Below are 11,111 nucleotides of genomic sequence, written 5' to 3' on the forward strand. Positions count from 1 at the left end.
GGTTCAACGGCGCGATAGCAAAGCGGTCATGGAGCGGCTTGTAAAGCTATGCATGCTGGTTCGACTCCAGCCCGCCCCCAGATGCTGTACAGACCGTCATCAGCGTCTCAGCCTCCAGCGACCCTGATTTCGCAAATTTAGACGTTCTCCGCCAATACCCCATGGTTTTGACACTCCCGTCCCGGGGATGGTCTGCTTCGAGGACAATTTCTCCCAGGGCGCGAAAACAGGCACGCCAGAATTCGATCGCAAGGGTGGACATGAAAATCGCCATTTTCATCGAGGTCACTACAGACCGTCGTGAAACCGAAACCTTCGAGATTTTCAAGCTTGAGCGCCCCGATCGAGACCTTTAACCCGCAAATCCCGGTCATGGAGAATGTGTTTAGCCGCGACAAGCTTTGTGGTGGCGCTCTTGCGTTGAGCAAGAGCGCCTCATGAACCACCGCGATGAACGCGAGCCCTCATAGAGCTTCGCGAAAGGTGTCACTACTTCCTCGGCTGCCCCGAGAAGCCATCACGGGGAGATACGACGCTCGGATTATGAGCTGCGCGACGTCAGCTCATAATCCACTTCAGGCTGCGGCTTAAACGGGATAGTCTGCCCGCGTATCGGGAAAATTGACGCCGCAACTTGTAGCGACCTGCAATCGAAATCAAGCAAAGCCGTTTCTGGAAAAACAATAACGCAAGTCGGCGGGAGGAACGTGCTTCGCTGACCGCTTACGGATATTTGTAGCAAACCACGAAATATACTGGCCCTTTTGACGATTCACTGACAACTGACACCGCCATCGACGACGAACTCAGCGCCTGTTGAAAAACGCGACTCATCACTCGCAAGAAGAAGAACTATGTTGGCAACTTCATCGGGTTCGCCCGCTCGACGAACGGGAGTTCCTGCAATAAAACGGCCGATAGCCGCTTCAGATTCCGGCGTCTGGGCAGTCATCGGTGTATTGATCAGACCGGGATGGACTGAATTGACCCTGATGTTATGGGGAGCAAGCTCGATAGCAGCGGATTTGCTCATGCCGCGCACCGCGAATTTTGATGCCGTGTAGGCGACCGCGTAGCCCGTGCCCACCAGGCCGGAGACTGACGACATGTTGATGATAGAGCCGCCGCCAGCGCGCTTCATTGACGAAATGACGGATTTCATGCCGAGAAAGACGGAGATCTGATTAACATCGATGATGCGCCGATAGTCACTTTCTTCCATCAGTTCGATCGGAGTGTAGGCGGCAATGCCGGCGTTGTTGACCAGTACAGAGACAGGGCCGAACGCTTCCTCGGTCTCGTCGATGACACGCTGCCATTCGCCTTCTTTAGTCACGTCGTGGTGAAGATAGCGTGCGCTCTCGCCTAGCGAGGAAGCAGTCGCTTCCCCTTCTGCATCGAGCACGTCAGTCAGCATGACTTTTGCACCTTCCTCTACCAAACGGCGCGCGTGCGCGGCGCCCATTCCCCGCGCCGCACCTGTCACGATCACCACCTTGCCATTCACTCGACCCATTACAGGCTCCTTTAATAGACTCAGTGCTTATATGAGGCACGACGGCACCACAGCACGTATTGGCGCCGAGTTTTCTATTCCGAAGAGAAGCGCTCAGATGAGCGAATCACAGAGGTGACCGGCGTCGATGACGATTTCACCCAGCGCGCGAAAGTACGCACGCCAGAATTCGACCGCCTTCTCGGCTGCTTGCCGTCCACCCACACATTCGATTCCGAACACGTCGTCTTCCTGCAACGATTCGCGTGCGTTCCAACTCAGCAACCCGCTATCCGACGAACGCTGAACGTGTTGCAGGACGGCCGATTTATGCTGGTCGGGATCGTCAATAATGTAGTCGACCAGCAGACTGAACTCCCGGCAACAGTGCACGCCGAAGATGTGAAAGCGAGCGGCGTCATCGAAAAGCTGCATGACTCATCCTCACGTGGCACAAAGACATCTGGAGGCACGAGCTGGAGTCGAACCAGCGTCGACGGCTTTGCAAGCCGGTGCATAACCACTTTGCTATCGCGCCGAAGGATCAGGTTCGGAACACAGGCATCGAACGCAGCTTAAGAGCAACCAAGCGTGCCGCATGCTTGGCCCCCCTTTTTGCTGTGCCCCGTTTCAGATCACAGGTGAGACGATATCAAACGGTTTTCGCCTGCACGCGCCCTGCGCGAAGCATCGCGGCTTGATGCGAACAGAGGGAACTTCGCCTGTTCGCGCTCCGTTTCGTGTGGGAAACAAGCGGCGAAAACACCAACGCTACATTAGCGGCTCAGAGTGTTCTCGAGTCGATCGAACGGCTCATTGTCCGAACGCCGTTGTGGCATGAACCGGTCTGCCGGACCTACGCACCCAAGCAATAAGGATCTCCATGAAAAAGATTTGCATTGTTGGCGCATCCGGGAAACTCGGCCAATGCCTGGTGCAGCACGCGCTCGATCGAGGCGATGAAGTAGTCGGTGTTTGCCGTGAAGTCAGCATTCCGAAACTCGACAAGTTCAAGGAGCGCATCACGATCGTTCCCGGTGCCACGAATGACCGTAAGGTTATCGCAAAGGCGGTCGATGGGTGTGACGCCGTGCTGACCGTCCTCGTGCCTTGGGACGTCCAGCAGTACTCGGCGGGAACAGCTCAAGCCGTACTCGATCTCGCCAAGCCCGGTGCGCGCCTCGTATTTTCCTGTGGCTGGCACATCCGCGCGGACGGCAAGGAGGTCCACTCACGCTTATTCACCGCGCTCGTGGTAATCCGTGGCTGGATCGGCCGGATGATGCACATCGGCGACGTCGACGACCAAATCGAGGCTTGCAAGCGCGTATTCGCGAGCGAAGCGCGCTGGACCGTCGTGCGCGGCAGCAACCTCGAAGAAGGCGAAAGCCAAGGCCTGCCCGCCTGGAGTGGCCATGTAGGCGACCTCATCCTCGCGAGCAACATCACGTGCCGCGTCGACTTCGCCCTCTTCATGATCGAGGCGCTCGAGAACAACGAGCTGATCCACAAGGCCCCGGCCATCGCTTCGGCTGCCAAACGTCTCCGGCACTCTTCGCGAGCGTGCCAAGCTGGCAGCGCTCACGCTTCACAGACAAAGATAAGGAGCATTCAATGTCGGTCCTGAAGACCGTGTTCATGTTTTCGGGTCAAGGATCGCATTACTTCCAGATGGGGCGAGAATTGTTCGATACCCATCACGTTTTCCGCCACTGGATGACGCGACTCGACCGGCTTGCTCAGGAAATGGCCGGCGGGCCCATCATTGACGCGATCTATTCGGCAGGCAAGGACGAAATCTTCGACCGCACCCTGCTCACTCACCCCGCGATCTTCATGATCGAGTATTCGCTCGCACAGTGCCTCCTCGGCGAGGGAATAGCGCCCGACCTGACCCTCGGGGCAAGCCTGGGCTCGTTCGCGGCCGCGACGCTGGCCGGCTGTATGAGCGTCGAAGATGCATTGGCGGCTGTGATCCAGCAGGCTATTACGTTCGAAGACACGTGTGAGCGCGGTGGCATGATTGCCGTACTTGCCGACCGGGCCCTGTATTCGAATAGCACACTCGCGGCAACGAGCGAACTCGCCGCCGACAATTTCGCCACGCATTTCGCGGTCGCGGCGCGGCAAGCGCATCTGCATGCGATCGAGAGCGAATTGCGCACTCGCGAAATCATGCATCAACGGCTCGCGGTCTCCTTTGCCTTCCACTCGCGCTGGATCGATCAAGCGCAAGCGCCGTTCACGACATTCATGCGCTCCATTCCATGCGTGAAGGGCACCTTGACCTTACCGCTCGTGTGCTGCGATCAAGCCGCGGTGCTCTCCGAATTGCCGCCAGATTTCTTTTGGCGCGCGGTTCGCAATCAGATTCGCTTGCGCGAGACGATCGCGCAGCTCGAAAGCCAGGGCACCTATCGATACATTGACGTCGGTCCGTCCGGGACCATGGCGACGTTCGTCAAATACGCGCTGCCTCCCGCAAGCGCATCGACGGCGCATGCCATCCTGACCCCCTTCGGGCAGGATCGGAAGCACCTCGCGGCGTTGCTTCAAGCGCGCTGATCTTTCACTCTGCTATCGGTTCAGTCGATTTCAGCAACGCAAGCGTCAAGGACTCGACAGCGACGGTTGGCACCGTCTTGTGAATGCGCACTCTGGGCGCTTGGCCGCCCAGACGCTCGGCGCAAATCGCAAGCAGGTAGTCGCGCGCGGGACGGTATTGCCAGAAGCTCCAGCGAGCTTGGTTGTCACCCAGTTCGGGCTGCATCTCGAGGCGCACCGCGCCCGGATGCGGGAAGTGGAAGCTGAACTGGTCGAGCGAAATCGACATGCCCATGCCGCGCGCCTTGATGTACGACTCCTTGAGCGTCCAGTATTCGAAGAAACGCTCCTGACGGCGCTCGGGAGCGACCTGCGTCAGTGCAGCCGCTTCCCGCGGCGAGAAGAAATGCTCCGCGATACCGGTACCGATCCGGCGGGCGCTCACGTGCTCCACATCGACGCCCAGCTCGCGGCCGCGTGTTACGCCCAACGCAATGAGGCCGCGCGTGTGCGACACGTTAAAGCGCAGCGCCTCCTTACCCGCTTGCGCGCCTGCGATCTGCGGGCGCCCAAACGCGTTGGCCGAAAACGTCCAATCTGCAGGGCTTACGTCCGCATAGTGCGACAGCACGCTGCGGACGAGCGAGCGCGTCACGACATGGCGTTTCCGATCATCGGCAAAATGGTAGCGCGCCTCCTGCCGCCGCTCGTCCTCACTCAACAGGCTGCGTAGCCGCGCGAGCAGCGCCTCGTCGGTGATCTCATCGTAAAACGTGAGCCATACGTCGATATCGAGGCCAAGCTCGCATGCGTCATTGGGCGCGTCCACGATGCCCGCGCTCAAGCCGCAACAACTTCGTCCAGGTCAAAGTAGCCGTTGTAGCCCTTCATGTAGACCGCGGCACGGTGGCCGAACAACACCACCGCTTCAGTACGCGTCTCCAAATCCGGGTAGTCCGCCAGCGACGATTTCACCTTCACGCCGATCCGATGGCACTGGTTCCATGCCGCGACTTTCTCGGCTGCGCTCGTCCGCCCGGCCGGCGCCGTCTTGTCGCCCGCGGCATCCGCTGTGGTGTCGGCCTGCGTGCTTTTCTGCGGTTCCACTTCCGCAGCGCGAGCGGGCGGCGTTTGCAGTTTGATCGTGTACACGAGGCGGGTCAGGACGTCGCCATTTCCCAGCTCCTCGAACTCGATCTCGTTGCCGCGCTCGGCAGCTAGCGCCAGCAAGTATTGAATGCTCTCGCACCAGCGCACGGTGCTGGTGATTTGCTTGGACAAGCACTCGATAACCTGGCCGCCCTCGTAAGGCCGCGCCGAGAAGTTCGATATCACGGGAATCTTCGGTGTAGCGAATTCGAACGACGCCAGGAATGCCGCGAACGTTTCTTGCGCCGGCTCCATAAACCTGGAGTGGAATGCGCCACTCGTGTTGAGCGGGTAGTAGCGCATCGTGCCGTGCTGGAAGAGCGGCTCAGCCCGCGTGATTTCTTCGACAAGGCCAGAGATCACAAGCTGCGACGGCGTGTTGTAGTTCGCTACGCTCACGCTCGTCAATCCATTCTCGCTCAGGATGCGATCGATCTCCTCCTTGCTCGCGTTGAGGATAGCCGCCATCGCACCATTGGACACCTCTCCCATCAACTCGCCGCGCTTCTTGACGAGCTTCAGGCCCGTTTCGAAATCGAAGCATCCCGCCGCCATCAGCGCGTTGAATTCGCCGAGGCTGTGCCCTGCCAGGAAGTCGGGCGTCTCGCCGGTATCTTCAACCTTCCTGAAATACGACAGCGCGTTCACGACATAAAGTGCCGGCTGCGTAAATCGCGTGTTATTCAGCTCGTCGCGCGGATCCTCGAGGCACAGCTCCTTGACTGAATAGCCGAGCACTTCGTCCGCCTTTCCGGTCAGATCCTTGAACCGGTCGAACAGCTGCTCGCCCATTCCCTTGGACTGCGAACCTTGGCCGGGGAAAATAAACGCTTTCATCACTTCTCTCTCCGCTAGTTGAATGGTCGGTAATTGATCAGTACTTCTGCACGCAAACCGCGGTGTTGATACCGCCGAAACCCATGCTCAGGTTCAGCGCGTTCTCAATCGTATGGGGTATGGCCTGCTGGCGCACCCAGTTCAAGCCCGGCTCGATGGGGTTATCGAGATTGCGCGTGGGATGCAGCGCGCCCGCGCGCATCTGCAGCAAGACCGCGATCAGCTCAACCGCGCCGGCAGCGCTCAGCCCGTGTCCCGTCAACGTTTTGGTTGCGTTGAGATAGGAGTGGTCCAGGCCGCACGCGCCCAAAGCCTGCAATTCAATGATGTCGCCGATCGTCGAGCCCGTTCCGTGCGGGTTGACATAGTCGATATCCCGCGATGTCAGCCCGGCTCGTTCGAGCGCACCCTCAATGACCGCGATTTCGCCTTCGAGAGAGGGATTCGGATTGCGGTTGCCGTCCATCCGCATGGCCCAGCCGGCAAGCCGCGCGTAAGGCTTCACGCCCTCGCGCTTCGGCATGTCGCCACGCTCCACCACGAGCGCGCCACACGATTCGCCGAAGATGAACCCGTCGCGATCACGATCGAACGACCGGCAAGCCAACTCGGGGTGCTCCGCGAAACGGTCGGAGCCCATCGCGCCCAATGAGCGAAATCCTTGGCACTCCCAAGAGGAAATATCCATGAGCGCGCCGATCGCGATACACGCATCGACGCGGCCGCCACGTACCGCTTCGATGGCTTCGAGCACCGCCAGTTGCCCACTGGCCGATGCGCCACCCACTGTGTACGCCATGCCGCGAATGCCGAACGCCTCCGTGCACATGCCGCACACGTCGCTGTCCATGAACGAACGCGCATAGGTGGGGCGCAAATACCGTGCTCGCTCGCGGTAGGCATCGTGGATTTGCACAAGTTCGCGCTGCTGGAAGTTCGAACCGCCAATCACAAGACCGACGCGCTCCGGTGCGATCAGGCCAAGGTTCGCATCGTGCCAAGCCTCGTGCAATGCCGCCAACGCCGCTTGGCCCGAGAGCGAAGCGGTTCGCCACAGCGCCGTGGGCATCGATTCGGGCATCTCGAGCGCGTCGATCTCGGCGCCGAGAAACGACGTCGGCGGCTCGTCACCCGTCGCCGGCAGCTGCCGGCCGGGCCGCTGCATCACTGCAAAGCGGTGCCGGCCCTCGAGCAGCGCGGCGATGAACGCCGCCTGCCCCTGCCCGATCGCCGAGACGACACCGACGCCGCTTACGACCAGATCGGCCCGATCAGGCCCTGGCATGGATAATCCCCGCCAGATCGCCGATATTCTCCGCCTTGGCTACCTCGATCAGCGGGATATTCAGCGACAGAGATTCGAGCGTCATCATGATGATGTCGGCACGGTCCACTGAATTGGCGCCGAGCGAGCGCAGCGAGTCACTGGATTGAAACGTGTGATTTTCCAGATTCGGAAGCACTTCACGCGTATGTTTAACGATGATGTCGAAAACTTGGTCTTGACTCATGGTATGGCTCTCCGATTTTCTCTAATGGTTGACAACACGGTGGAACACTACTTTCCAAATAGCGCTTCGATGCGCTCCTTGACTTCGGGCTGATGAAATGTCAGCTCGTGCAACGCCAGCTCTTCGTCGATAAACCTGGGCAACTGCTCCCGCAGCGGCGCGGCCAGGTGAGTCTTGAGCGCAACCAGGGACGCCCGCGGCTTCTCGGCGAGACTCCTCGCCAGCGCCACCGCATGTGGCAGCACCTGTTCGCGCGGTAGCACGGAGAACGGAACGCCGCGCTTTTGCAGTTCCTCACCCCGGTAGTTCGCCGCGCTCAGCATCATTTCCTGTGCGAGCGCAATGCCGAGCTTGATGGGCAGGATGAACGTCGCCCCCATGCCGGGCGTGAACCCGTATTTCATGAAGTTGGCCGTGTAAATGCTCTCGCGCGCCAGGATCACGAGATCGGCGAACATCCCCAGCACGAAGCCGCCACCGATACCATGCCCCTGCATCGCAGCGACCACGGGCACGGGACACTTCAACGCCAGGCTGTAAAGGTCCTTGTCGGTAAACTTGAACTTGCCTTCGAACAGATCGCGCAAGCCCTCTTTCGTCCCGCCACTCGAAAAGTAGCTGTCGTAGCCGCTTAGCACCACGACCTTGCAATCGGTGCGCTCGCTGATGCGCGCGAACGCTTGGGTCAGCCCGTCGATCAGCTCGCTCGTAAACGTGTTCTTGTTGATCCGGTCCTGCATCCGGACCAGCACGATCCCCGCTTCGAGCTCCTCGATTCCGACGACGGGCTCCGACATCATTGCCCCTCCCAGGGAAATTTTCCTGCCGTCACGAAGCGCGAGATTTTCTCGAGATTGGCCGGATCGGAGAAAACCTCCACGTTGGCAGCCAGCGCCATCGGCCTGGCTGCCTCCAGCGCATCGGCGAGTCCGCAGGCATAGCGCTTGTAGCGAACGATGGCCTGCTTGTTCAAGCGCCGCAAGCGCAGCAAATGCGTGCGCAGCAGGCCGGCGATGTTCTCCTCACAAGCGTCGACGAGGCCCCACTCCTTCGCCTGCCTGGCCGAAACCGGCTGGGTCGTCAGCGTCATATAGTTGGCCTTCGCCAATCCAATGCGCCGGATCAGGAACGGCAGCACGCAAGCCGGCATCAATCCGAACAGCAACTCCGACAGACTGAAGCTGGCCTTGTCGTCGCTCAGCACCAGGTCGCAGGCAGCGACGAATCCGATGCCACCTGCGTTGGCGCGACCTTGAACGTGGGCCACGCTGATGTAAGGTCCCGTGGCAAGCCGATGCCACAGGTCGTAGAGCAGCCCCGGATCCTGCTCTTCATAATCTCCGGCACCGTCGAATCGTCCCTGGATCTGCTTGAAGTCGGCGCCGCTGCAAAACACCTCAGGCAGCCCTTCGAGCACAACGATCTTGGCCGATGCTTCGCACGCGATAAGCGCGTCAGTCAGCTCACTGACCAGGCGAGCGTCGATCGCATTGTTCGCTTCGGGACGATGGATCTGCAAGAAACAGATCTCTTCATCGAAGCGAACGCGGACGGTCTCGTACACGCGGTTCAGGAGATCCATTCGTACTCCCGGTGAAATTCCTTGATCTCTTTCAGGAACAGGACCGGCGTACCGAGCGCGCGACGAGCCTCGGGCACGAACTCGATGTCCGAAGTCAGGTTACGCGTGCCGAATTTCAGCTTCCGGCTGCGCTCAAGCAGGCTGTCGTACTCCGCCATAGTCAGCTCGTAGCGCTTATCCAGGCGCTCGCGGATCTTGAGCTCGCGCAGGCGTTGCTGGCCTTCGTCGGTCGCGATGCCGCTGAAGAACTCTGAGCAGCAGCCCGAGCCGTACGAAAACACGCCGATTCGCTGCGGCGTGTCGAAAGTACCGGTGTCGATCGTGCTCGCCAGGGAGAGCGCCGCCGTCGCCCCCATGATGTTGCCCACGCGCTGGCAATGCGTCAGGCCCGGCGTGACGCGAAGCTGAAAATCGCTTTCGATGTCAGCAGGTTTGGCCGCCGCCAGCTTGCGCATCATGTTGCGATGCGCACCTTTGACCATACCGCCGAATGGTGTGTGATACGCGATATAGGTGAACGTCTTGGCGAACTCGGCACCCGGCACGCGCTTCTGGTATTCGAGGTAGGCGTTCTCGCAACAGTTCAGATAGGACAGTAACGACAAGTCCGTATCGCCTGCGTCCGTATCGGCCGACGGGCGGCACGTGTCCATCACTTCGTAGCCGTAGTAGCCGTTGGCGCCAACGTCAATCTGGAACACGTAAGGCCGATCGCTCACGAGCATCGCCACCGCGCCCGATCCACCACTCGGCTCGGCGAAGGACCAGTCCGCCGACAGCGCTTCACCGCCCTCCTCGACCATGAAGCGCGAGACGTCCGTGGCAAGCACCAGCACTTTGCCGCCGGGCGACGTTTGCGACAGCACGAAGTTGACCGCCATCTGCAAGCCGGCCACGCCCGAGTAGCAGGCGTTCTTCAGCTCGAAGAGGCGGCAGTTGCGATTCAAGCCGAGCAGATCGTGGCAATAGGTGCTCATCGACTTGCCAAAATCGAACGCCGATTCCGTGCAGGTGATGACCATCTCAATGCGGTCCCGCTCCTCGGGCGACAGCGCATCGATCAGTGGCTTCGCCGCATTGACGGCAAAGGTGATGGGGTCCTCGTACGGCAGGGCGACCGACTTTTCCTTCATCAGCAGGTTCTCGAACCGGCTCATGTCCAGGCCGCGATGCTGCGCGAGCTTGGACACATTCAGGCAGGTCGTGCCGCCAAACACATTCATCGCTTCGATTCCAACTAGGCTCACGATCTTCCTCTCATAGTCTTGATTACAGCACCGATAGCTAACGAAACGCGAACAGCTGCTTCGCGCTTTGCCCTTTTCGCAGGCGATACGCGGCAAAGCTGTCCTTGTCGCGGAACTGCAAATAAATGTTGCGCTTGAACACCTCGTCGAATGTCAGGCCCGGCGGCTTGTCGTAGGTATGGCCGGGATAGATCCGCGTCAGCGGCGAAAGCCGCCTCTTCAGCATGCTCAGGCTGTCGAACATCGCATGCGCGGACGCGACGTCCTGGCAGATCCCGCACCCTTCGACGAACAGCACGTCGCCCGTGAAAAGCTCCTCACCGATCTGGTAGCAGACGCATCCGGGTGTATGCCCCGGCGTGAGGAGCGGGGTGATCGTCAAATTGCCGACGACCCACGGCGTCTCGTCGATGCCGACCAGGCGTTCAGCCCTGAATCCGGACACCTCGATCTCACGCTTCGACATCCAGATCGGGCAGCCGTACAGCTCCGACAACGGCTTCGCAAGATTGATATGGTCGGGATGCGAATGCGTGATCAAGATCCCGCACAGCACGGCTTGCTCGGCCGCGAGCGCCGCCTCGATCTTGCCGATCTCCCAAGCCGGATCGACGAGCACTGCCTGGCGCGTGACCGGATCGACCACGAGGTAATTGTTGTTCTTCATGCGCTCGTGCGCGACGTGCAGTACGACCACGGTCGCCGGCACTTCGCAGCCGCCGGTCAAGTCTCGATACATGGCTTCT

Annotated in this window: 12 protein-coding genes and 1 tRNA gene; 2 read left to right on the forward strand and 11 right to left on the reverse strand. The window is 60.0% G+C overall.

What is annotated here, in order from left to right; genetic code table 11:
* Positions 1-772: 772 nt before the first annotated feature.
* The 3 genes from AWB69_RS14010 to AWB69_RS14020 all read right to left on the reverse strand — a co-directional run bounded on the left by AWB69_RS14010 (position 773) and on the right by AWB69_RS14020 (position 2,033).
* Positions 773-1,516 carry a glucose 1-dehydrogenase gene (locus tag AWB69_RS14010; RefSeq protein WP_062085585.1) on the reverse strand — a complete coding sequence of 248 codons (744 nt, stop codon included), beginning with the start codon at positions 1,514-1,516 and terminating at the stop codon, positions 773-775.
* 93 nt (positions 1,517-1,609) lie between these two features.
* On the reverse strand, positions 1,610-1,930 hold the full coding sequence (locus AWB69_RS14015) for a hypothetical protein (RefSeq protein WP_062085587.1): 321 nt from the start codon (positions 1,928-1,930) through the stop codon (positions 1,610-1,612).
* Between the two features lie 29 nt (positions 1,931-1,959).
* Positions 1,960-2,033, reverse strand: a tRNA-Cys gene (locus tag AWB69_RS14020).
* 345 nt (positions 2,034-2,378) lie between these two features.
* Between AWB69_RS14020 and AWB69_RS14025 the strand changes: the two genes are divergently transcribed.
* Entirely contained in the window at positions 2,379-3,122 is a 744-nt protein-coding gene (locus tag AWB69_RS14025) for an NAD(P)-dependent oxidoreductase (protein ID WP_063977806.1), read from the forward strand.
* Positions 3,110-4,060, forward strand: a complete 951-nt coding sequence (locus tag AWB69_RS14030; RefSeq protein ID WP_062085589.1) for an acyltransferase domain-containing protein — start codon at positions 3,110-3,112, stop codon at positions 4,058-4,060. Before AWB69_RS14025 ends, AWB69_RS14030 begins: the two co-directional genes overlap by 13 nt.
* Before the next feature lie 4 nt (positions 4,061-4,064).
* Here the strand turns inward: AWB69_RS14030 and AWB69_RS14035 are convergent, their stop codons facing one another.
* The 8 genes from AWB69_RS14035 to AWB69_RS14070 are packed head-to-tail and all read right to left on the reverse strand — an operon-like array spanning position 4,065 to position 11,104.
* Complete coding sequence (locus AWB69_RS14035) at positions 4,065-4,868, reverse strand: 4'-phosphopantetheinyl transferase family protein (RefSeq protein WP_062085681.1); 804 nt, start codon at positions 4,866-4,868, stop codon at positions 4,065-4,067.
* An 11-nt stretch (positions 4,869-4,879) separates the two neighbouring features.
* Positions 4,880-6,028, reverse strand: a complete 1,149-nt coding sequence (gene fabD / locus AWB69_RS14040) for an ACP S-malonyltransferase (RefSeq protein ID WP_062085591.1) — start codon at positions 6,026-6,028, stop codon at positions 4,880-4,882.
* 34 nt (positions 6,029-6,062) lie between these two features.
* On the reverse strand, positions 6,063-7,310 hold the full coding sequence (locus AWB69_RS14045) for a beta-ketoacyl synthase N-terminal-like domain-containing protein (protein WP_062085593.1): 1,248 nt from the start codon (positions 7,308-7,310) through the stop codon (positions 6,063-6,065).
* On the reverse strand, positions 7,297-7,536 hold the full coding sequence (locus tag AWB69_RS14050; protein ID WP_062085595.1) for an acyl carrier protein: 240 nt from the start codon (positions 7,534-7,536) through the stop codon (positions 7,297-7,299). Before AWB69_RS14050 ends, AWB69_RS14045 begins: the two co-directional genes overlap by 14 nt.
* 47 nt (positions 7,537-7,583) lie before the next feature.
* Positions 7,584-8,333: a polyketide synthase gene (locus tag AWB69_RS14055; RefSeq protein ID WP_062085683.1), complete on the reverse strand. Its 750-nt coding sequence runs from the start codon at positions 8,331-8,333 to the stop codon at positions 7,584-7,586.
* Complete coding sequence (locus tag AWB69_RS14060; RefSeq protein ID WP_062085596.1) at positions 8,333-9,118, reverse strand: enoyl-CoA hydratase/isomerase; 786 nt, start codon at positions 9,116-9,118, stop codon at positions 8,333-8,335. Before AWB69_RS14060 ends, AWB69_RS14055 begins: the two co-directional genes overlap by 1 nt.
* Complete coding sequence (locus tag AWB69_RS14065; protein ID WP_062085598.1) at positions 9,106-10,365, reverse strand: hydroxymethylglutaryl-CoA synthase family protein; 1,260 nt, start codon at positions 10,363-10,365, stop codon at positions 9,106-9,108. The genes AWB69_RS14060 and AWB69_RS14065 overlap by 13 nt, the downstream gene beginning before the upstream one ends.
* A 37-nt stretch (positions 10,366-10,402) precedes the next feature.
* On the reverse strand, positions 10,403-11,104 hold the full coding sequence (locus AWB69_RS14070; RefSeq protein WP_062085600.1) for an MBL fold metallo-hydrolase: 702 nt from the start codon (positions 11,102-11,104) through the stop codon (positions 10,403-10,405).
* Positions 11,105-11,111: the final 7 nt, after the last annotated feature.

Origin of the sequence: Caballeronia udeis (assembly GCF_001544555.2) — a bacterium.
Classification (GTDB): Bacteria; Pseudomonadota; Gammaproteobacteria; order Burkholderiales; family Burkholderiaceae; genus Caballeronia; species Caballeronia udeis.